General features: G+C 54.0%; 17 protein-coding genes. All 17 read right to left on the bottom strand.

Annotation, left to right across the window (positions count from 1 at the left end):
• Positions 1–58: 58 nt before the first annotated feature.
• Positions 59–1,216 carry a glycosyltransferase gene (locus tag Q8M42_RS12460; RefSeq protein ID WP_304862770.1) on the bottom strand — a complete coding sequence of 386 codons (1,158 nt, stop codon included), beginning with the start codon at positions 1,214–1,216 and terminating at the stop codon, positions 59–61.
• On the bottom strand, positions 1,213–2,766 hold the full coding sequence (locus Q8M42_RS12455; RefSeq protein ID WP_304862767.1) for a hypothetical protein: 1,554 nt from the start codon (positions 2,764–2,766) through the stop codon (positions 1,213–1,215). Before Q8M42_RS12455 ends, Q8M42_RS12460 begins: the two co-directional genes overlap by 4 nt.
• A 22-nt stretch (positions 2,767–2,788) precedes the next feature.
• Positions 2,789–4,678 carry a hypothetical protein gene (locus Q8M42_RS12450; RefSeq protein ID WP_304862764.1) on the bottom strand — a complete coding sequence of 630 codons (1,890 nt, stop codon included), beginning with the start codon at positions 4,676–4,678 and terminating at the stop codon, positions 2,789–2,791.
• 21 nt (positions 4,679–4,699) lie between these two features.
• On the bottom strand, positions 4,700–5,986 hold the full coding sequence (locus Q8M42_RS12445) for a lipopolysaccharide biosynthesis protein (RefSeq protein WP_304862761.1): 1,287 nt from the start codon (positions 5,984–5,986) through the stop codon (positions 4,700–4,702).
• A gap of 96 nt (positions 5,987–6,082) precedes the next feature.
• On the bottom strand, positions 6,083–7,921 hold the full coding sequence (locus Q8M42_RS12440; RefSeq protein ID WP_304862758.1) for an acyltransferase family protein: 1,839 nt from the start codon (positions 7,919–7,921) through the stop codon (positions 6,083–6,085).
• Between the two features lie 62 nt (positions 7,922–7,983).
• Positions 7,984–9,066, bottom strand: coding sequence for a DegT/DnrJ/EryC1/StrS aminotransferase family protein (locus tag Q8M42_RS12435; RefSeq protein ID WP_304862755.1), 1,083 nt, complete (start codon positions 9,064–9,066; stop codon positions 7,984–7,986).
• Entirely contained in the window at positions 9,063–9,647 is a 585-nt protein-coding gene (gene wbpD / locus Q8M42_RS12430) for a UDP-2-acetamido-3-amino-2,3-dideoxy-D-glucuronate N-acetyltransferase (protein ID WP_304862753.1), read from the bottom strand. The genes Q8M42_RS12435 and wbpD overlap by 4 nt, the downstream gene beginning before the upstream one ends.
• Positions 9,648–9,650: 3 nt before the next feature.
• A complete protein-coding gene (locus tag Q8M42_RS12425; RefSeq protein ID WP_304862750.1) occupies positions 9,651–10,598 on the bottom strand; it encodes a Gfo/Idh/MocA family protein in 948 nt (315 codons plus the stop codon).
• Between the two features lie 76 nt (positions 10,599–10,674).
• On the bottom strand, positions 10,675–11,976 hold the full coding sequence (wbpA, locus tag Q8M42_RS12420) for a UDP-N-acetyl-D-glucosamine 6-dehydrogenase (RefSeq protein WP_304863029.1): 1,302 nt from the start codon (positions 11,974–11,976) through the stop codon (positions 10,675–10,677).
• 761 nt (positions 11,977–12,737) lie between these two features.
• Positions 12,738–13,022 (bottom strand): integration host factor subunit beta, encoded by a 285-nt coding sequence (gene ihfB / locus Q8M42_RS12415; RefSeq protein WP_090387490.1) that lies wholly within the window; start codon positions 13,020–13,022, stop codon positions 12,738–12,740.
• A 152-nt stretch (positions 13,023–13,174) separates the two neighbouring features.
• Positions 13,175–14,866: a 30S ribosomal protein S1 gene (gene rpsA / locus Q8M42_RS12410; RefSeq protein WP_170050014.1), complete on the bottom strand. Its 1,692-nt coding sequence runs from the start codon at positions 14,864–14,866 to the stop codon at positions 13,175–13,177.
• 153 nt (positions 14,867–15,019) lie between these two features.
• A complete protein-coding gene (gene cmk / locus Q8M42_RS12405; RefSeq protein WP_304869901.1) occupies positions 15,020–15,706 on the bottom strand; it encodes a (d)CMP kinase in 687 nt (228 codons plus the stop codon).
• Complete coding sequence (locus Q8M42_RS12400; RefSeq protein ID WP_304869903.1) at positions 15,703–17,958, bottom strand: bifunctional prephenate dehydrogenase/3-phosphoshikimate 1-carboxyvinyltransferase; 2,256 nt, start codon at positions 17,956–17,958, stop codon at positions 15,703–15,705. Before Q8M42_RS12400 ends, cmk begins: the two co-directional genes overlap by 4 nt.
• Entirely contained in the window at positions 17,955–19,064 is a 1,110-nt protein-coding gene (gene hisC / locus Q8M42_RS12395) for a histidinol-phosphate transaminase (RefSeq protein ID WP_304869905.1), read from the bottom strand. The genes Q8M42_RS12400 and hisC overlap by 4 nt, the downstream gene beginning before the upstream one ends.
• Before the next feature lie 254 nt (positions 19,065–19,318).
• Complete coding sequence (locus tag Q8M42_RS12390) at positions 19,319–19,699, bottom strand: DUF559 domain-containing protein (RefSeq protein WP_304869906.1); 381 nt, start codon at positions 19,697–19,699, stop codon at positions 19,319–19,321.
• A gap of 190 nt (positions 19,700–19,889) precedes the next feature.
• Positions 19,890–20,996: a prephenate dehydratase gene (gene pheA / locus Q8M42_RS12385; protein WP_167141464.1), complete on the bottom strand. Its 1,107-nt coding sequence runs from the start codon at positions 20,994–20,996 to the stop codon at positions 19,890–19,892.
• Positions 20,996–22,081 carry a 3-phosphoserine/phosphohydroxythreonine transaminase gene (serC, locus tag Q8M42_RS12380; RefSeq protein ID WP_304869911.1) on the bottom strand — a complete coding sequence of 362 codons (1,086 nt, stop codon included), beginning with the start codon at positions 22,079–22,081 and terminating at the stop codon, positions 20,996–20,998. Before serC ends, pheA begins: the two co-directional genes overlap by 1 nt.
• Positions 22,082–22,154 lie beyond the last annotated feature (73 nt).

Here is a 22,154-nt window from a genome sequence, read left to right as displayed (position 1 = left end):
TCCCAAATCTGCATATATCCGTCTGGGCATGACGCACAACTAGCATGCCCCCAAAATTTCAGTGATTGGTCGCCGACAGGCTCTGCTGGTACAGCTCCACCAACTTCAGTTCCTGCGCCTGCCAGCTCAACGGTGCCAGATCCGCGAACTTGAATGTTGATTGCGAGCGTTCAAGCCTCAAGATGGCGTCGCGAACATCGTGGGCCTGGAGTTTACAGCATTCGCCTACGCCATACTCTGCGAGCAATGCGCGAATATCAGGAAAGTCTGAGGCCAACACCGGAACACCTGCGAAGCAATATTCGAAGAGCTTGTTCGGCAGACAGTAATAGTCACTGAGCGAGACATCCCGAACCAGGCACAGGCCAAAGTCTGCAGATTGCGCGATAGGCACAACCTGAGAGTGCGGTACGGCGTCATGCACATGCAGGTTCGGTTGCTGAGCGGCTAGACGCTTAAGTTCCTCGCTCAATTCCCCGTAACCGAGGAACACCACATGCGACGAAACCTGAGGATCTTTGAAAGCCTCGGTCAGCAGATCAATACCTCGACCGTGACCGAGGATACCCACATAAATGAAAATCTTGCTCTCGACCGGTATGGAAAACGTCTTTCGCAAATAATCTTCATCCTGGTGTCGCGCATCAAAAAACAAGGGCGCATTTAGAATCACCGCCGAGCGTTTTGGGCCAATGTTCTCTTGGTACCAACGCTCAATGGATGGACTCACCACGATCAAAGCATCAACAAAACGCCAAAGGAGTTTTTCCATGTGTAACGTCAAAGCACCTTGCAGCTTAGTCAACCCATTGCGGTTGGACTCTAGCTCATGAGCGTCGTAGACCAGCTTGGCGCCAGTCAGACATTTGACGATGCAACCAAGCGGGAGTACCAAGGTGTCGTGACAGTGAATAACATCGGGGCGCTCGCGAACCGCACGTGGCAGCATCTTGCCGACCAGCTCCAACAGCGTGACGACATGCCGCAAGGTGCGAGGCAGAAAAGTCAGCTTACGCGAGCGCAGATTGAGCGCCGTGATGTTCGCCTCAAAGGGAACTGCGGTCTTCTGCGCCCCCTCATCCAGGACGACACCAATACCACTGACTGTATAACCAGCGGTGGCCAATGCGCCCATTTCTTTGAGGATTCGAGAGTCGAACTCTATGTCCGTATGGGTTAAATGCAGGACCTTCTTTATCTGCGGACGATTCTTCATGAAACTCTCTTGAGCAATAGCGCATGGATCAGCAGCATTATTATTCCAGCCACCCCACCGTGAGAAATAAGTACAGTTATAAAATCTGAAGTCATAAAATTCATGCACATGATTAAAACAGCACCTACTAACAGAGGCACTAATGACATACAGACAACGCGCGCCAACTTCGCGAGGAATAGATCAAGTGCAATGACGAGTGCCAGAGCGAGTAAAAACCCACCAAATCCTAGATAAGCAGGGTAGGCAAGGAAAAAACTTGTGGGCGCAGTACTCGTGCTAGTCCTGTCACCACCAGAGTAAACAGAACCATACTTCTGATAAACCAGTTCCGGCATATTGAGTGACTCCCCCAGCAAACGCCTAGCAAAAGGTAGCGTTTTCAGGCCATCAACCTGCTCGGACTCGGCATACATAAAGTTCCATATCGAGACTTGGAAGGGCACTACCAACATGCGGTTGAATATCGCGCTGATGAAAGTCAATGACCGCTCATGCTTATCAACTCGCTCCATAATTGAGCCATTCAAGACAGCTGATGGGCAACTTGTGTCGTCTCCGCCAGCGCACAAGCAATCTAGCCGCGCCTGAAGCGGCTTGACAAAAGCGCCCGGCAATCCCAGCGAATAGTCACGAGCAGTCATAGATTCCAACAACTCGCGACTCTGGTGACAGGTTCCGACCTCTACCGAACAAGCAGCAAAATCGTATGCGCCACCCACATTAGTACCACGCTCTTTCAGCAGCTCGAAGGACACAAGAGTAGATATTACAAAGACTACAGCAAAGACAATGGTAACAATGCGAGAAGACCAAGTTCTACACCAGAAGTAACAACCCACAACCAGCATAAGCATTGAAGGTATTAAAAGCCCTTTGGTGCCACTCACAAGTACAGCAGTTATTGCGAACACCCCCCCCAGCATTCCGACAATACCATTCAGCACTCGACGCTGGAGTAAAGCCTCCCTGATCAACCAGACAGAAAGCAGCACCAAAATTGGCGCAACCGCGTTTGCATAAGCCCCTAACAGATAAGTCGAAAAGCCTGAACCGATCAGTTTCACACCGAACTCTCGAGCAAGCAATGTAAGCCAGGGGTCGAACATCAGCGCAAACAGGCCGGTGCAAGTCCAGGGGACACCCGAAAGATAGACAACTAAACAAACACAACCAATAAAAAGCGTTAATAAATAAATACGCAATTGCTGCACAGAATAAAAAACCACATCTTGATTGACATCCAATCGACGACTGAAGACACCCCACAAAACTAGAAGCACACTCCCAGCATTAACTGTAAACGCATAAAACCAATAATACTGAAGTGAAGCCTCAACTTGCGCAGAGAACAACACCAAGGGCACCTGGTAGAACACAAAAATGAATAGCGCAAAGCAGAATGACAACCTCGCCAGAACATATTCAGACTTCAAGAATCTTAACAAACAGAGCGCAGCGACTAGAAATGTGCAAAATACATTGAATAGAAAGAACATGGAGAGAGAAGGAGTCTCGATCACCAACTGACTCAAGATTACGGAATTCATAATATTATTTTCCATAAGAGCACTATCGCCTGTCAATGCCTACCAAATCAGATAGCGCCCATACCTGCGACTGGATCTGCCAGGCCTGAGCACTTCTAGAAAACCGTTTGGCAACATTCACATCAAGAAGCGAAACCGAACCCGCAACATAAAGCGCTTCATTCACTGACGGAAGGAGCATTCCTGTAGAAACCAACTGCTTCATGTGAGCAACCAGTACTGCATCAGCCACATCTGGTCGGCGCTGATACAGGGTTACTAAACTAGCGGCATCCATACTTCGATACGTAATATGCGCAACATCTAACCCCGCATGATTACCCACCCAATCTGTCGTATTTAGCGACTTGCCTGTCGAATAGCTCCAACCCACCTGCCCATCGAATGCCCAATAGCGCCATTTCTGCGGTAATTCGGAAAATTTCTCCACCACCTGCAGTGGCTTCATAAGATCAACGGCAAAATTATAACTAACCGTATCCTCGGTAACCGCCAACAAACCGCCAACATAACCTGATACGTAGTTGAACGGAACATTTACTCCGTCAGCCCAGAATGGATATCCTTGACGGTATGAAAGAGTTCGACAATTACTCACTTCTGCTAACTCACAAGCAACTGGATGCTCGACTGTATGCTCAAAAGAAAGCAGCTCCTTCCTGATCTTTGCCAGCGCACTTGTTACAGCCGAAGATCCCAAACCCGCACGTTCAGCTCGCGCGAGCAAATCGGCAATGCGACCAAGATGCAAAGAAAATAGCAATGGTTCTCGATCAATTGAATAACGCTTTACCCGATAACCTGGATAATCACTCTCAGCCAATCGGGCAATTAGATCGACTTCCGCGCGAACCCGCTGGCGTGCGTAGGCTACTAGTTCCGGAGAAGAAATTCCCAGTCCATCTTGCGCTAAAGAAATCAGCCCATTGAGGTAGTACACCTGATTCCAAGCAACACGCCCTTCCAGGTTATTGTCACCGAAGCTGATCAAACCACCGCTAGGCATCCGCGAAAACTCATACAGCAGCAGCTCACTCAACTCGCTTGGCGAGCTGGCTACTTTCCATGAAGCGTTGTTTTCGCCAACAAGAAGAGCGTATGGAATGCCATTGGTAGCTAAAGGCTCTAAAACAGCTCCCTTTTCAGAAAGGGTCGCTAGAAACAGTTTCGAATTATCTGCAGTAAGTTCGCCATTCACGCGGTCGTCCCACTGCTGGCGAACCAGCGCGTAGGCCGAATCAGTTCCAAATGCAACCTCCACAAACTCATAACCACTGAGCTCATCAAGGGACCACTGCTTGACCTTATCGCGAGAATTAATATCCGCACATTTCTTTTCAGCACAGAGCGTGATCTTCTCCCCCAGTACACGCCCATAAACAATAGAATCTAGCCCACCGCCAAGATCCACTCCTGCGGCCAACACACGCGGCTCGCCCTGCGTATCCTGGGTAAGCTCGTATACATCAAAGCCTGGCTGAGTAACAGAAAGACTGCGTCCAGACGGCACATTGCGCACGACATCGTAACCGACAAAAAACAGACGCCCCGGCACCGACATCATCAACATAGGATAGGAATCGCGCCGCCATCCCGCCGATAGGCTCAAACGCTGGGTACGACCTTCTGCATTATTGAAGAAAACATCCAGATGTCCACTCGGATAAGCTCGGTAGACTTGCCAATTATTCTCATCATAAATCTTGACTCCAACTCTTTTCTCATCCGAACCGGGCAACTGCACCAGAAGACTGGAGAAATCACGGTCTAACTTTAAGCTATCTGTCTTTAACCAGACCAAGTTTTGCGTATGCGCTTTTTGATCAACATTAACCATTTCTGCAACGAAGGCCACCGCAGCAACAGACGCAATAATGGCCACCCAAAGGCGCCAACTAAATCGAACGATCATACTTTTCCTCAGAAGATCTAATTACAATCGACCTTTCGCAGCCCGGTATTGAAAATAAGAATGCAGCAAGTACAGACATGAAAATGCCCCCACATGCGCACCAATAGCGACGCTATAATTAACCCCGGCATAGTCACTGATATAAAAAACCAGCGCAGCAGTACACAGTCGTGCAAACTGCCACACAGAATCCAGACGCAACCAGCCTGGGAGCAATACCGTGCTGCTCAATGGGGAAGATAATGTTTGAAAGAATACAAGAACAGATAACAGTGATGCTATTTCACCCGCCGCACGCCATGCATCGCCAAACACGAAAGCGAAAATCCAGGGGCCGAAAAACAAAACTGGCAGCATCGGCAGAAAAGCAAAGATCACTAAACGCTTGAGCGAACCAATAAAAACATCTAAGCATTCCCCATTATTCGCGTACTGAGTTGCCGCTTGCTGACGATAAACATCACCAATAGCATTCGCCACAAGGCTTAAGGGAGCCGCCATAATGCGCTGAGCCAACGAATAAAGCCCAGCGACACCTGCACCAAAAAAAACTGTCAGCATTATCAAGGGCATCTCGGTAGCACCTACGCTCATCGCCTGGCCTGGCACCATAAATTTTGGATAGCCAATATGTCTGCGCGCAACGCACTTCATGCGCTTGAATGTGATACGCCGAAACAAATTGCGATCTTCGCGCGGCAGCGATACCGCAAGGTATAAGGTCGAGAGCAGCTGCCCAAGTAATTGCCCGAGGATCAAACCCAATAGTCCGACCTTGGAAACCCCGGCAGCAAGCTGCATAGCGCTACCGGCCCCACTCTGCACCACTCGACTAATCGCCATGCTTGTGTAATTGGATCTACGATTTGTCCAGAAATTTAGTGCGTAGTAGCAACCCAAAATAAAAGTCGCAAACGGCACAAGATAGAGCCATGAACTAAATTCAGGATGGCCGAGAAGCTGAGCGACCCCCTGCCCCCAGGCCAATACAACACAAAGTAGAAAAACACTTACAGTAAAACTTAAAAAAAATGTAACTGCGACAAGATTGATTGCCTCACCGCTATTTTTTGGAACAACTATTGCCAACTCATACTTACCCGTCACGAAAACTGCCAAAATCGCACATATTGATACATATAAGGCAAATGTTCCAAACTCTTGCGGCGTGTAAAGTCTAGTAACAATGGGGGACAGAATAACAGGCAACAACTGAGCCAAGCCCGTACCGGTCATCAGCGTCATTACACTTTTTGCAAAAGCACTTTTGGGAAGAATTCGCCTAAATAGCTCACTAATAATTTTCATAATATCCTGACATGCTACCAAAAGCAGCTTACTCACTGATACTAGAGCCTATGAAACCAACACTCTCTAACTTTTTTTAAAACAAAAGCACTTACTTCATCGATGCAACGCCTGTTTGAAGTAAGGAAGCACCACACGTGCATAATTCTCAGCACCCACCTGATTCAGGTGATCTTTATCAAGATATATTAGATCACCTTTATAAAAAGGCACCTTTGAGAAAAAACCCGAATTTTCAAATTTTAAAAAATATATACCCGCATATTTTTCAGCATAAAATCTCAGTTCTTCATTACCTAACTGATAACTGGTATCAACCTCAATGCCATAAGGTAAACCAAGCTCTTTGAACCGCAACGCTCTCAATGGATTTTGCGAGAGTAGCGGCACCTGGGCGATTAGATAGATTTTTTTACCCATCTGGCTCTGTTTTTGCAAAAAACTGCTCAATGCATATTCAAAGCTCGAAGACTCCAAATGCCAAGACCATTTTGCAGCAAGGAATATAACCGAGGACTCTCGAACTAAATTTTTAACGCTTTCGATTTGTGAACGACAATCATATCGAGAAAATTCGTCGATACGCTTATAGTCAAAATTAAGTATCGGCACACAGCTACTGGCACTTACGACCTTAGCCTTGAAACTCAGTTCCTCTCCCAAATAATCAAAAAAAACATTCAACATTGCTGCATGGGAGTCCCCAATAACTAATACTTGATTATTGCTTTTCAAATCACCAACTGCACAGTCACCTGTCATGCTCCCATGACAAATAACGGCCTGATCTGCATATCGTTTATATTCAACACCCAGTTCAGGTGAGAACAACTCATTAAGATGCTTTACGTTTTTGCCTACCACTAGCGCTACAATAAACAATGCGCCATAGGCATAAATATGGTTCGAACCAGAGGAACTTTCACGAAAAGACTTCTCGACCAACCAATATGAAGCAATAGACATTAACAATGTAAGAATCAAAAAGATTAATGAGAACGACAGATCAAGCACCTCATCCCCCGTGTAATATCGCAATATAGCCAATATAGGCCAATGCCATAAATATAGAGAATAAGAAAGCTTCCCCACCCACTCCATCAACGGATTAACTAGGACTAGTTTAACTGCACCCTCCAATGGAAAGAGCAATACCAGCGAAACCGCCAACGCAGGCAGAAGAGCCAAAATACCTGGAAACGGGCCTAGAAATGGCATGAAAACGAGTGCAAAGCAAATCAGCAGAAGCCCTGCAGAACCGAACCACTTACTACCCCTTGCTTTAAAATTTACGTACAACGCAACTAGGCCTCCAGCGAAAAACTCAGGAAGTCTAGAATAGAGGCTATAGTAAGTTTCTTGCTCAACACCAAGAATCCGGAGGCGATATTCTGCAACCGCTGTAAAAAACACAAGAAATGCAACAAGCAACCATTTAAGGCTTCTAGCAGAAAAAAACAAAACCAACAGCGGCACTAAAATATAAAACTGAACCTCTACTGCCAGAGACCACGTATGTAATAACGGCTGTTCGTAAATAGCTGAAGAGAAATAATCACCGAACTCAGAGAAGTAGTTATTACTATTAAAGTATGCCGCCCTACTCAAGCTCTTTCTGTAATCACCCATGTCCTGCGGCAAGAAAAAAACTGCCGCAACCCAAGAAACAATAACAAGCATTACAAAATAGGCAGGCACAATACGCTTGAAACGGCTCAAGTAGAAGCGCTTGAAAACTTGAGCAAAATCACAATCTGATCTACTTATCTCATTCAGCAGTATATTAAAAATTAGAAAACCTGAAATAACCAGGAATATATCAACACCTACAAACCCACCTGGAAGCCAAGATGAATTGAAATGAAATACAATTACAGACAATACTGCTATAGCGCGAAGCCCTTGAATATCAGGACGATAACCTATAGATCCCACACGGCATCTCCGCTTTAGCAGTTCAAGAAATTTTTATGGCTAGCGAACATTGACCGCCTTAACTATATGCAGGACAGAGACTCTGCAATCTTCTCTATGTCACCCACACTCATGTATGGATGCATCGGCAGGCTCATTACACGCTGAGCAATAGCATCGCCGACCGGCAGAAACGCATGAGCATCAGCCACGGCGGGCTGCTTGTTCAAAGGTATTGGATAGTGCACGGCCGTTGGTATACCGGCAGTCTTTAGCGTTTCCTGAACGACATCGCGCTCATCCACCTGTACCGTAAATTGCGCCCAGGCACTGACGTTATGCGTTGCCACAAAAGGAGTCGCAATGCCGGCCGCCTCAAGCAAACGCTGGTATTGCTGTGCCACTTGCTGCCGCTGCTCCAGCTCACACGGAAATATCTCCAACTTGGGCAGCAAAATGGCAGCCTGCAAAGTGTCCAGCCGACTGTTCACGCCGACGCGGATGTGGTGGTAGCGGCGGTCCTGGCCATGGCGTGCGATCTGCCGCAGCACTTTCGCCAGCTCTTCGTCATTGGTGAAGATCGCCCCGCCGTCGCCGTAACAACCTAGCGGTTTGCTGGGGAAGAAGCTGGTGCAGGCGATGGTCGTCAGGTTGCAGGAGCGCTTGCCTTTATAGGTGGCACCGAAGCTCTGCGCGGCGTCCTCAATGACTGGGATGCCATGCCGCGCGGCAATGGCATTGATAGCGTCGAAATCAGCGCACTGACCGTACAGCGATACCGGGATGATCGCCTTAGTACGTGGCGTGATAGCTGCTTCGAGCAGCTCCGGATCCAAGTTGTAGGTGTGCGGATCCACATCCACGTAAACCGGCTTGGCACCAAGTAGCGCGACGGTTTCGGCAGTGGCTATATAGGTGAAACCGGGCGTGATGACCTCATCCCCCGGCCCGATACCCAATGCCATCTGCGCAATCTGCAAGGCATCAGTGCCATTGGCAACGCTAATACAGTATTTAGCGCCGACGAAGGCCGCGAGCTTTTCTTCCAGCTCGCCTACTTCCGGGCCCAGGATGTATTGACCGTGATCCAGCACGCACTGGATGCCGGCGTCGATTTTTTCCTTGATCAACGCCTGCTGGGCCTTAAGGTCGATGAACTCGATCACGCCACGCTCTCCTTGCTCAAAATGCTGCCACGCAGCACGTAACGCGCCCCAGTGTGGATGCAGGGCGCACTGCCCTCACCTTGCAGAGGCAGCTCCAGCTGTTCACCGAATTCGCTCATCCAACCAATATGTCGCGCCGGCACGCCGACCACCAGGGCATAAGCGGGAATGTCCTTGTTGATCACCGCGCCGGCGCCGACGAAGGCGAACTCGCCGATGGTCACGCCGCAAATGATGGTGCAGTTAGCGCCGAGCGTGGCTCCCTTCTTCACCAGGGTGTCGCGGTATTCGCTCTTACGTTCGATCAGCGAGCGCGGGTTGTAGACGTTGGTGAAGACCATGCTTGGGCCACAGAACACACCCTCTTCCAGGGTGACGCCGTCATAGACCGAGACGTTGTTCTGGATCTTGCAGTTGTCGCCGATGACGACCTTGTTGCCGACGAAGACGTTTTGCCCCAAGGACACGCCCTGCCCGATGCGCGCGCCGCCACAGACATGCACGAAGTGCCAGACGCGCGAGCCTTCGCCAATCTGCGCGCCCTCATCGACGATGGCGCTAGGGTGCTGAGAATGGCTCATGGTTCAACCCAGTCGCGCAAGGAACGGGTGGCCTTCGCCATCCTGGGCGCGGCTCGGCGCCAGGGTGCGGATGGTCTCCACAGTTTCAACGCAGTGCCGCGCATCCTCAATGCCGTAGCCCTTGCCATCGAGAATGGCCTGGTAGCTGACGGTGTGCAGGTCGGTAAAGCCTTCGGAAAACTCGATTTCAGCACCATCACAGGTGATCGAGCGATAGGTCGGCTTCTTGCCCTTGACCGAGTCCGGCAGGTCGTTGGCGTCGATGGAGAGGAACCAGCGCACCCGCGCGTTCTCATACTCCAGGTAGCCTGCTGCCTTGAACTCGTTGACGTAGTGCACAACGTTGCGCTGCAGCTTGCCGAAGATGAAGTGCAACATGTCGTAGAAATGCACACCGATATTGGTGGCCACGCCGAAGGATTTGCGTGGGTCGCCCTTCCAGCTTTCCATGTACCACTTGCCGCGGCTGGTGATGTAGGTCAACTCGACTTCGTGCTTGTGGTCCTGCTTTCCCGCTTCGACCTGCTGTTTCAGATCGATGATCGCCTGGTGATGGCGCAACTGTAGGATGTTGTACAGACGGCGACCGGTTTCCTTCTCGGTGAGAAGTAGGTCATCAAGCATGGCCGCGCTCGGCACCAGGGGCTTTTCGCAGATCACGTCACAACCCAGGCGCAGGCCGGCATTAATATGCGCATGGTGCAGGTAGTTGGGCGAGCAGATCGAAACGATATCGAGAGCAGACGCCGGATCACGCTTCAGTCGCCAGGCATGGTCATAGAATCGCTCGAACTCAGTGAAGAACTCGCTCTGCGGCGAAAGGCTGTCGATAATGCCGACCGAATCATTGATGTCGTAGGCACAGGCCAGCTCGTTGCCGGTGTCCTTGATGGCACGCATATGGCGCGGGGCGATGTAGCCGGCAGCGCCGATAAGGGCAAATCGTTTCATACTGTCTCTCGTGAACGGGTGAGGCACATCACACTGGGCAATCTGCCTGCCCAGTACGCTGTGCGCAAAAAAACAATTAAGCTTTAATAACGTTCGCCTGCGGCGCCCGGTATTTACCGCGACTATCAATAACCAGGCGCGAATGGGTCTGAATCAGTGCGTAGTCGAATTTGTCATGATCCGTAGCAAGTACCACAGCGTCGAAACTGGCCAAGCTCTCGGCAGTGAGCGTCTCGCTGGACAGGTCGAAATGGTGCTCGCGCATCTTCGGAAACACGGGGACGTGCGGATCGCTATAGGCAACGATCCCACCCTTGGCCTCGATAAGCTCCATGATTTCCACGGAAGGTGATTCGCGCATATCGTCGACGTTCTTTTTGTAGGCAATACCGAGCACTAGCACCCGGCTGCCTTTGAGAGCTCGCCCCAGATCATTGAGGCCGTCCATCAATTTACCCAGCACATACTCAGGCATCGCTTGATTGATCTCACCAGAAAGCTCAATAAAGCGCGTGTGCAACCCATACTCGCGGGCTTTCCAAGTTAGGTAGAAGGGGTCAATCGGGATGCAGTGCCCACCAAGACCGGGGCCAGGGTAATAGGCGGTAAAACCGAAGGGCTTAGTCGCCGCCGCATCCACAACTTCGAAGATGTCGATTCCCATACGATCAGCGACAATCTTCATCTCGTTGACCAGACCGATATTCACCGCACGATGGATATTTTCCAATAGCTTGGTCATCTCCGCAGCCTTGGTCGAGCTAACCGGCACGATCTGATCTATCGCCTGCTCATAGAGCGCGATACCGACTTGCAGGCAGTTGGCAGTATGCCCGCCGATGACCTTAGGAATGGTACGCGTCTCGAAATCCGGATTGCCCGGGTCTTCTCGTTCTGGCGAATAGACTAGGTAGATACTTTCACCCACCGTCAGACCGCCTTCCTGCACACGCGGCAGCAACTCTTCCTCGGTAGTACCCGGATAGGTAGTGCTTTCAAGCGACACGATCTGGCCAGCACGCAGGTGGGGTTTAATGGCGTTCGTGGTATCAATCACGAAGCTCATGTCTGGCTCGCGATACTTGTTTAGTGGCGTCGGCACACAGAGAATGAGCGCATCGCACTCGCTAGCACGACGAAAATCGCAAGTCGCTTCGAAGCCTGAGTTACGCGCCTTGGCAACATGCTCACAGGCTATATGCTCGATATAGCTGCGGCCTGCGTTGAGCATCTCGACCTTGCTAGTATCAATGTCGACACCCAGCACGCGAAAGCCAATCGCGTTGTAACGCAGCATCAAAGGCAGGCCAACATAACCGAGACCAACAATCCCAATAACTGCATCTCTACTTTTGAATTTATCGATACACGCCTGCAGCGAGTCAGCTTTCACAATCACTCTCCATTTTCAACACTTTAAGAAATCACTATCCCAACAACGGCTATGCTTTCGCTGCAACACTTACACAGAACACCTGCTAATTGCTGTTTGACCGCAGGATCACTGTGGACAAAAAATTCGACTGGCCCTTTTCACCCCCCGCCCATAAACGCCCCCAACACCATCTGTTCGGTATGGGCCGCCTAACCGGCTATGATATGCACTTGAGCACGAATGACATAGCGCAGCCCGTCAATTTCTCATATCCCCCGCGAGCCAAAGCGCTGGATTTGCCGGAAAATAGTGCCTTCGACCTGGTCAACCCATGAGTAGCAAACCATGGTGCTCATCAGCGAACACGCCCAAAAAACCAATGCAATCAAGAGCGAATTCGATAGCGAGTTGTCCTGCGCCAACCGCCCCTTATCTCGAGCGAAAATTATGTACTGAAATCCACAGTCGGCTCACAAACCACCGACAGAACTTATAAGCGGTGATGACAGATAAAAGCCTGCCTGACACGGCGCCATGATGAAAGAAACTAAGGAAGGAGAAATACATCGCTAATCCATTAACTCAGAACGGCAACGTCCATGACCGAACGATAGAAAGCAGCAGACATGAACTGCCATAAGCACGCGAGGGAGAATATTATGACATGACACAGACTCGGAATCAGTCCACTCTTGCAAAAATTGGCGTTAGAAAAATGGCAGTACTAAGGACAATAAAAACGCACTGTGGCGACTCAGGCTTCGCTACTCATCCTCATTAACCCGATCCCGCAACTCCTTCCCCGGCTTAAAATGCGGCACAAACTTGCCATCCAACCTGACAGAGTCACCCGTTTTCGGATTACGCCCGACGCGCGGCGCGCGATAGTGGAGTGAGAAACTGCCAAAGCCGCGAATCTCGATGCGGTCCCCGGTCGACAGCGCCTGCGACATTTGCTCAAGCATGGTCTTGATCGCCAGCTCGACATCCTTGGACGAGAGCTGCCCCTGATGGGTGACGATGCGCTCGATCAACTCCGACTTGGTCATGGTTTTCCCTTCTTTTTCAAGCGGCTAGATCACTAGATAAAAAGGTTTTAGCACGCCTCGTCAGATTTGAACAGCCTATAAAACAACACCTTAGCGTTTTTCAGGTACAAAAAAGGGCGACCGAAGTCGCCCTTTTTCTAGATTACCTGAACTTAGTTCTGGTTTTCCATTTGCGCACGGATCAGATCACCAATGGTGGTCGGACCAGCAGAAGCAACTTCGTCCTGCTTAGTACGCATTTCTTTGATGGCTTCTTTTTCGTCTTCAACGTCTTTGGACTTGACCGACAAGCTGATTACGCGGCTCTTACGGTCAACGCTGATGATCTTGGCTTCGACTTCTTCGCCTTCTTTCAGTACGTTGCGCGCGTCTTCAACGCGGTCACGGCTGATTTCGGAGGCTTTCAGAGTGGCTTCGATGCCTTCGGCCAAAGTGATGATGGCGCCCTTGGCGTCAACTTCCTTAACGATACCGCGCACGATGGTGCCTTTATCGTTAACCGCAACGTAGTCGGAGAACGGATCTTCTTCCAGCTGCTTGATGCCCAGGGAAATGCGCTCACGCTCCGGATCAACGGAGAGGATAACGGTTTCCAGCTCATCGCCTTTCTTGAAGCGGCGTACAGCTTCTTCGCCTACTTCGTTCCAGGAGATGTCGGACAGGTGAACGAGGCCGTCGATGCCGCCATCCAGACCAATGAAGATACCGAAATCGGTGATCGACTTGATGGTGCCGGAGATCTTGTCGCCCTTGTTGAACTGACCGGAGAAATCTTCCCACGGGTTAGTTTTGCACTGTTTGATGCCCAGGGAGATACGACGACGCTCTTCGTCGATATCCAGAACCATAACTTCCACTTCGTCGCCGACGTTAACGACTTTCGAAGGATGGATGTTTTTGTTGGTCCAATCCATTTCGGATACGTGCACCAGGCCTTCCACGCCTTCTTCCAGCTCTGCGAAGCAGCCGTAGTCGGTCAGGTTGGTTACGCGCGCAGTAACACGGGTGTCCTGCGGGTAACGCGCCTTGATGGCAACCCATGGATCTTCGCCCAGCTGCTTGAGGCCGAGGGAAACGCGGTTGCGCTCGCGATCGTACTTGAGGATCTTGACGTCGATTTCATCGCCAACGTTGACGATTTCCGACGGATGCTTGATGCGCTTCCAAGCCATGTCGGTGATGTGCAGCAGGCCGTCGACGCCACCCAGATCCACGAACGCGCCGTAGTCGGTGAGGTTCTTGACGATACCTTTGACTTGCTGACCTTCCTGCAGGGATTCCAGCAGAGCTTCGCGCTCGGCGCTGTTCTCGGCTTCCAGTACGCTGCGGCGGGAAACGACAACGTTGTTGCGCTTCTGGTCAAGCTTGATGACTTTGAATTCGAGCTCTTTGCCTTCCAGGTGAGTGGTATCACGCACTGGACGGACATCGACCAAGGAACCTGGGAGGAACGCACGGATGCCGTTAACGTCGACAGTGAAGCCGCCCTTAACCTTACCGTTGATAACGCCCGTAACCACTTCCTCAGCGGCGAAAGCTGCTTCCAGAACGATCCAGCACTCGGCACGTTTGGCTTTTTCGCGGGACAGCTTGGTTTCACCAAAGCCATCTTCAACCGCGTCCAGGGCAACGTGAACTTCGTCACCGACCTTGATGGTCAGCTCGCCAGCGTCGTTGTGGAACTGCTCCAGCGGAATGAGGCCTTCAGACTTCAAACCAGCGTGAACGGTTACCCAACCAGCTTGGTAATCGATGTCGACGATGATAGCGGTGATGATCGAGCCAGCCTGAAGATTCAGGGTTTTTAGGCTTTCTTCAAACAGTTCAGCAAAGCTTTCGCTCATTTTAATTCCTGTTGATTCAGGGCAGGGAATCCGCCCAAACCACACTCCAGACAATGTGGGTACGTTTATATAAAAAGAAACAATCGGGTCGAGGACTGGGTTCCCGAAAGCTTCCTTGGCGAGCTGGTCAGCTTAAAGCAGCTGTAGCTCTGGTCATCCAGCAAGGTCGCGACTGGCGACTTCACTCAGAATTCGTTCAAGCACTTGTTCGATGGAGAGTTCAGTGGAATCCAGCTGGATCGCATCGGCTGCCGGCTTGAGCGGAGCCACTGCACGCTGGGTATCGCGCTCATCGCGCGCCTGAATCTCATCAAGAAGACTCGCGAGATTAACATCATCGCCTTTGGCCTTCAACTGCAAGTAGCGGCGGCGGGCACGCTCCTCGGCGCTGGCGGTGAGGAAAATCTTCAGCGGCGCATCGGGAAACACCACAGTGCCCATGTCTCGACCATCGGCAACCAGCCCCGGCATTTCCTGAAATGCCTGCTGACGCTGCAGCAGCGCTTCACGCACGGCGGACAGCGAGGCCACCTGCGAAGCACCGGCGCCGACCTGCTCATTGCGGATCAGGTCAGTGACCTCCTCCCCTTCGAGAATGATGCGCTGGCCATGACCGCCACCAGCGGCGATAAATTGCACATCCAGATGAGCGGCGAGCAGCTTCATCGCTTCTTCGTTGGTTAGATCGACGCCGTGATTACCGGCGGCAAAGGCCAGCAGGCGATACAGCGCGCCCGAGTCCAGCAGATTCCAGCCCAGCTTTTTAGCCAGCAGACCGGCAATGGTGCCTTTGCCCGAACCGCTCGGCCCGTCGATGGTGATAACCGGCGCAACGATCATGCCTTGCCCTCCTCGGCCACACGAATGCCAACCTGAGCCGACAGCGCGAGGAAGTTGGGGAACGAGGTGGCGACGTTGGCGCAGTCATGAATGCGGATCGGCGCCGTAGCGCGCAGCGATGCCACGCTGAACGACATGGCGATACGGTGATCACCGTGCGCCCAGACTTCGCCACCACCGATGCTGCCGCCTTCGATAATGATGCCATCCGGCGTTGGCTCGGCTTTGACGCCCAGAGCAATCAAGCCATCAGCCATCACCTGGATACGGTCGGATTCCTTGACCCGCAGCTCTTCGGCACCGCGCAACACGGTACGGCCTTCAGCCACCGAGGCAGCGACGAACAGCACCGGGAACTCGTCGATAGCCAGCGGCACCAGATCTTCCGGAATATCGATGCCTTTCAGTTTGGCACTGCGCACACGAATGTCGGCCACGGTTTCGCCACCCACTTCACGCTGATTTTCCAGAGTGATGTCGCCGCCCATCAGCTTGAGGATATCGATGACGCCGGTGCGGGTCGGGTTGATCCCAACGTGTTCCAGCACCAGCTCGGAGCCTTCGGCAATGCTGCCAGCAACCAGGAAGAACGCGGCCGAGGAAATATCCGCAGGCACTTCGATATGGGTCGCGGTCAGCTTATGCCCAGACTCGACGCTCGCCGTGCTGCCATCCACCGTAACCGGATAGCCAAAGCCGCGCAGCATGCGCTCGGTGTGGTCGCGGGTTGGCGCAGGCTCAGTCACCGAGGTGCGACCTGCTGCATAGAGACCCGCCAGCAGCAAACAGGACTTGACCTGGGCGCTGGCCATGGGCATTTCGTAGTCCATGCCAGTCAGGCGCTGGCCGCCCTTGATCATCAGCGGCGGACGACCTTCCGGAGCGGTTTCGATCACGGCACCCATTTCGCGCAGCGGCTTGGCGACGCGGTTCATCGGGCGCTTGGACAGCGAGGCGTCACCAGTCAGCGTGGTGTCGAACGGTTGTGCTGCCAACAAACCTGAGAGCAAGCGCATCGAGGTGCCAGAGTTGCCCATGTACAGCGGACCGGCCGGCGCCTTCAGACCATTAAGACCCACGCCGTGAATGGTCACGCGGCCATGATGCGGGCCTTCGATGACCACCCCCATGTCACGGAACGCTTGTAGCGTTGCCAGCGCGTCTTCACCTTCCAGAAAGCCTTCGACATGCGTGGTGCCTTCAGCCAACGAGCCAAGCATGATCGAGCGGTGGGAGATGGACTTGTCGCCCGGAACGCGAATACGTCCGGAGAGTTTGCCGCCAGGGTTAGCCAGAAAAACCAGATCATTCGAGTGCATAGCGTCCACATAGGCCCTACGGGCCAGAATTTTGCCGAAATGCTCACGGGCCACGCGGGCGCGGGTGAATACGCCCAGCAATTGATGCCCATCCCCAGCGTCGACCGCGTCGCGCAAGGCGTCGAGGTCGTCGCGAAATACGTCCAGCGTGCGCAGCACCGCCTCGCGGTTGGCGAGGAAGATGTCATGCCACATGACCGGATCACTGCCGGCGATCCGCGTAAAGTCGCGGAAACCACCGGCGGCGTAACGAAAGATCTCCAGGTTCTCACTGCGCTTGGCCAGCGAGTCAACCAGGGTAAAGGCCAGCAAATGCGGCAGGTGACTAGTCGCGGCCAGCACCTGATCGTGATGCTCGACCTCCATGTGCTCAACATCCGCGCCCAGCTCGCGCCACAGCGCATCGATCAGTTCCAGGGCAGACGTATCGCTCTGCTCGCAAGGCGTGAGGATGACCTTATGTCGGCGGAACAGCTGAGCATTGGAGGCCTCCACCCCACTCTGCTCGGAGCCGGCAATCGGATGCCCCGGCACAAAACGCACGGCTTTACCGGTAAAGGCCAGTCGCGCCGCGCGCACCACGTTGCCTTTGGCGCTGCCCACGTCGGTCAACACCGCCGTACCCAGCTCAAGTTTAGCCAGCTCGGTGAGCAGCTTTTCCATGGCCAGGATAGGCACCGCCAGCTGGACCACATCGGCCCCCTGACAGGCGGCAGCCAGATCGACCTCACAGCGATCGACCACACCCAGCTCAACGGCCAACCGGCGCGACTCGGGGTCTAGATCGACGCCAATCACTTCGCGAAACAGGTCGCGCTCACGCAAGCCCTTGGCAAAAGAGCCACCAATCAGGCCCAGGCCGATAACCACCAGGCGGCCGAGCTTAGGGGCGGCAGGTTGCAGCTGAGTGACAGCAGATTTGGCCTCACTCACGCGCTCAGAACCTTGGCCAGGGCGTCGAGGAAGCGCGCGTTTTCGGCAGGCAGACCAATCGATACGCGCAGGAAATTTGGCATGCCATAGCCGGCCACGGGGCGCACGATCACGCCGGCACGCAGCAGTGCCTGGTTGATCGCGGCGGTATCACGGCCAAAGTCCACGGCAATAAAATTGCCTTTCGACGGTATCCAGCTCAGGCCCAACTCGCGCAAGCCTGCTTCCAGCTGCGCCATGCCGACGTCATTAAGTTGACGGCTGTGCGCCAGGTAATCGGCATCATCCAGTGCCGCACAGGCGGCGCTCAGGGCGAGGCTGTTGACGTTGAATGGCTGGCGTACACGGTTGAGCACATCGGCGATCTGTGCCGAACTGAGCGCATAACCGACGCGCAGCGCCGCCAGGCCATAGGCCTTGGAGAACGTGCGCGAGACCAGCAGATTGTCATAGCGCGCCAGGTACTTGAGGCCGTCCGGCAGCTCATCACCTTCGGCGAACTCGATATAAGCCTCATCCAGCACCACCAGCACGTTGCCGGGTACGCGAGCGAGAAAGCGCTCCAGCGCATCGGGACCAAACCAGGTGCCGGTCGGGTTGTTCGGGTTGGCGATAAACACCACGCGGGTATTTTCGTCGATGGTCGCCAGCATGGCTTCCAGGTCGTGGCCATGGTCCTTAGCCGGCACCACTTTGCCCTGGGCACCTACGGCCTGGGTCGAAATGGGGTAAACGGCAAAGGCGTATTGGCTGAACACCGCATTCAGACCTGGGGCCAGATAGGCGCGGGCGACCAGATCGAGAATATCGTTGGAACCATTGCCCAGCGTGACCTGATTGATCTGCACGCCGCAGCGCGCAGCCAGGCGGCTTTTCAGCTCGAATCCATTGCCATCGGGGTAACGGGTCAGCTCTGTCAACTCGCCACGAATCGCTTCCAGCGCCTTAGGGCTTGGACCTAGCGGATTCTCGTTACTGGCCAACTTGACGATGCTGGCCGGGTCCAGATCCAGCTCACGGGCCAGCTCATCCACCGGCTTGCCCGGCACATAGGGCGACAGCTTTTGTACGCCTGGCTGGGCCAGGGCGAGGAAATCACAGCTCATTGCTTGCCTCTTCGGTACGGCCAATTCTTGAGTCGCGCGCCAGGGGCCACTCGGTTTTGAGTTTTGCGTTGCGCCCGCCCCTCACCCCCAACCCCTCTCCCGGAGGTAGAGGGGAGCTCGATCGTGGCGCACTTGTCATCGCGGCCGGCCCGCTAATTTAGCAGCGTAGGCGCGAGCCTGAATTCACAGCGTTTGTCTCCCCTAGCGCTCCGGGAGAGGGCTGGGGCGGGCCGCGTTCGGATGAGGGAAAGCGATTACCGCCCACCCTGCAAAAGCACCACACGCTCCATCGCCACCCGATAAATCTCTTCCAGAACCGGCACCGTTTCCTTGAGCACCTGATCATTCCAAAAACGCAGCACCATAACCCCTCGCGCCTCCAGGCTCAATGTCCGCTGGGCGTCGATCTCTTCGCCGTGCTGCGGGCCATCCAGCTCGACCACCAGCCTTGCCGCTTCACAATAGAAGTCAAGGATATAAGGCGGCATCGGGTGCTGACGACGAAACTTGATACCACCCAATTGCCCCGAACGCAGGTGACGCCAGAGCAAGGACTCGGCATCCGTAGCAGCAGCACGTAACTCGCGAGCGCGCTGTTTGTGCCACGCGGGTAATGGTTTATGTCGGGATGGCATCCTTGCCTCCTCGTTTATCTGTTTTGCCCCTTCCCTCACCCCCGCCCCTCTCCCGAGGGGAGACAAGCGCTGTGACCTTGAGCCCGCACTAGCGCTGCAAAATTCAGCTGACCAGATGCAATTACAAGCGCGCCGCAGTCGAGCTCCCCTCTCCCTCCGGGAGAGGGGGCGGGGGTGAGGGGCTTTTCCTTTAAAGCACCGCCTTCGGATACGAGCCAAGCACTTTCAGCGCCACGGCTTCCTGATTGATCTTTTCCAGCACGTCCTTGATCAGCGGATCGCGGTGGTGACCGACGAAGTCGATAAAGAACACGTAGGTCCACTTGCCGCTGCGCGACGGGCGGGTTTCGATGCGGGTCAGGTCGATGCCGTTGTTGTGGAACGGCACCAGCAGCTCATGCAGCGCGCCTGGCTTGTTGCGCATGGAGACGATGACCGAGGTCTTGTCGTCGCCGGTCGGCGGTACTTCCTGGCTGCCAATGATCAAGAAGCGCGTGGAGTTGTCCGGACGGTCTTCGATCTTCTCCGCCAGCTTGGTCAGGCCATACAGGCTGGCCGCCATGTCGCCGGCAATCGCCGCACTGTTCCACTCGCTTTTCACCCGCTTGGCTGCATCGGCGTTGCTCGACACCGCCACGCGCTCAACATTGGGGTAATGCGCGTCCAGCCACTTGCGGCACTGCGCCAGGGACTGAGCATGGGAGTAGATACGGGTGATCTTGTCGGTCTTGGTGGTTTCACCGACCAGCAGGTGGTGGTGAATGCGCAGCTCGACTTCGCCACAGATGACCATGTCGTGCTCGAGGAAGCTGTCCAGGGTGTGATTGATCGCGCCTTCGGTGGAGTTCTCCACCGGCACCACACCGAAGTTGACCGCACCGGCGGCCACTTCGCGGAACACTTCATCGATAGCCGCCATCGGCACGCTGATCACCGCGTGACCGAAGTGCTTCATCGCCGCGGCCTGGGAGAACGTACCCTCTGGGCCGAGGTAAGCGACCTTGAGCGGATTTTCCAGGGCCAGGCAGGAGGACATGATTTCGCGGAACAGCCGCGCCATTTCCTCGTTGCCCAGCGGCCCCTGGTTGCGCTCCATGATGCGTTTAAGCACCTGGGCTTCGCGCTCCGGGCGGTAAAACACCGGCTTCTCGCCTTCCGGCAGCGCCTTCATCTTCACCCGCGCGACTTCTTCGGCGCAGCTGGCGCGATCACTGATCAGCGCGAGAATCTTCTCGTCGAGGTTGTCGATGCGCAGGCGCAGGGCTTGCAGTTCCTGCTCGGAAATTGGATCGGTCATCAGCCGTGCTCCTTCTCGAACTCGGCCATATAGGCCACCAGCGCTTCAACGGCATCCAGGCCCACGGCGTTATAGATGGAGGCACGCATGCCACCGACCGAACGGTGGCCCTTGAGGTTGAGCAGGCCACGCGCATCGGCGCCGGCGAGGAACGGTTTGTCCAACTTCTCGTCGGCCAGGCGGAACGGCACGTTCATCCAGGAGCGAGCATTCACGGCAATCGGGTTGCTGTAGAAATCGCTGGTGTCGATGGCCTTGTACAACAGGTCTTTCTTGGCGCGGTTGATCCGCTCCATGGCGGCCACCCCACCCTGCTCTTTCAGCCACTCGAACACCAGGCCGGACAGGTACCAGGAAAAGGTTGCCGGGGTGTTGTACATCGAGCCGTTATCGGCAGCGATCTTGTAATTGAGCATGGTCGGGCAGACGCTACGGGCACGGCCGAGAAGGTCTTCACGCACGATGGTCACCACCAGGCCGCTGGGGCCGATATTCTTCTGCGCGCCGGCGTAGATCAGACCGAACTTCGACACATCGATCGGGCGCGAGAGGATGTCGGAAGACATATCCGCCACCAGCGGCACGTCACCGACGTCGGGAATCCAGTCAAACTGCAGACCACCGATGGTTTCGTTGCTGGCGTAGTGCAGGTAAGCGGCATCTTTCGACAGCTGCCAGTCGTTCTGCCCGGGAATGGCGAAGTAATCATAGGCTTTGGCGCTGGCGGCGACGTTGATGTTGCCGTAGCGACTGGCTTCTTCGATGCTTTTCTTCGACCAGATACCGGTGTCGATATAGTCGGCGACACCGTCTTCAGGCAGCAGATTGAGCGGGATTTCAGCGAACTGCTGGCTGGCCCCGCCCTGCAGGAACAGCACCTTATAGTCGGACGGAATTTCCATCAGGTCGCGCAGGTCCTGCTCGGCCTTTTCCGCGATGGCGGTGTATTCGTCGCTACGGTGGCTCATCTCCATCACCGACAGGCCTTTACCCTGCCAATCGAGGAGCTCCGCCTGGGCGCGTTGCAAAACAGCTTCAGGAAGCGCGGCCGGGCCGGCGCAGAAGTTAAAGGCTCGCTTGCTCACATCCACTCTCGCTCAAAATAGTGGGCGGGCTGGTGCGTGCCAGCAGCCGCCAAATCCTACGCCGTCAGGGGCG

The sequence above is a fragment of the Pseudomonas sp. genome (assembly GCF_030684895.1).
Taxonomy (GTDB): Bacteria; Pseudomonadota; Gammaproteobacteria; order Pseudomonadales; family Pseudomonadaceae; genus Aquipseudomonas.
This window is presented reverse-complemented; position numbering and strand designations above follow the sequence as displayed.

What these genes read in the sequence shown, in the direction of transcription:
- Q8M42_RS12460 (WP_304862770.1), bottom strand. Translation starts at nt 1,216, where the DNA reads ATGAAGAATCGTCCGCAGATAAAGAAGGTCCTGCATTTAACCCATACG.
- Q8M42_RS12455 (WP_304862767.1), bottom strand. Translation starts at nt 2,766, where the DNA reads ATGAATTCCGTAATCTTGAGTCAGTTGGTGATCGAGACTCCTTCTCTC.
- Q8M42_RS12450 (WP_304862764.1), bottom strand. Translation starts at nt 4,678, where the DNA reads ATGATCGTTCGATTTAGTTGGCGCCTTTGGGTGGCCATTATTGCGTCT.
- Q8M42_RS12445 (WP_304862761.1), bottom strand. Translation starts at nt 5,986, where the DNA reads ATGAAAATTATTAGTGAGCTATTTAGGCGAATTCTTCCCAAAAGTGCT.
- wbpD (WP_304862753.1), bottom strand. Translation starts at nt 9,647, where the DNA reads ATGAGCCATTCTCAGCACCCTAGCGCCATCGTCGATGAGGGCGCGCAG.
- Q8M42_RS12425 (WP_304862750.1), bottom strand. Translation starts at nt 10,598, where the DNA reads ATGAAACGATTTGCCCTTATCGGCGCTGCCGGCTACATCGCCCCGCGC.
- ihfB (WP_090387490.1), bottom strand. Translation starts at nt 13,022, where the DNA reads ATGACCAAGTCGGAGTTGATCGAGCGCATCGTCACCCATCAGGGGCAG.
- rpsA (WP_170050014.1), bottom strand. Translation starts at nt 14,866, where the DNA reads ATGAGCGAAAGCTTTGCTGAACTGTTTGAAGAAAGCCTAAAAACCCTG.
- cmk (WP_304869901.1), bottom strand. Translation starts at nt 15,706, where the DNA reads ATGATCGTTGCGCCGGTTATCACCATCGACGGGCCGAGCGGTTCGGGC.
- hisC (WP_304869905.1), bottom strand. Translation starts at nt 19,064, where the DNA reads ATGAGCTGTGATTTCCTCGCCCTGGCCCAGCCAGGCGTACAAAAGCTG.
- Q8M42_RS12390 (WP_304869906.1), bottom strand. Translation starts at nt 19,699, where the DNA reads ATGCCATCCCGACATAAACCATTACCCGCGTGGCACAAACAGCGCGCT.
- pheA (WP_167141464.1), bottom strand. Translation starts at nt 20,996, where the DNA reads ATGACCGATCCAATTTCCGAGCAGGAACTGCAAGCCCTGCGCCTGCGC.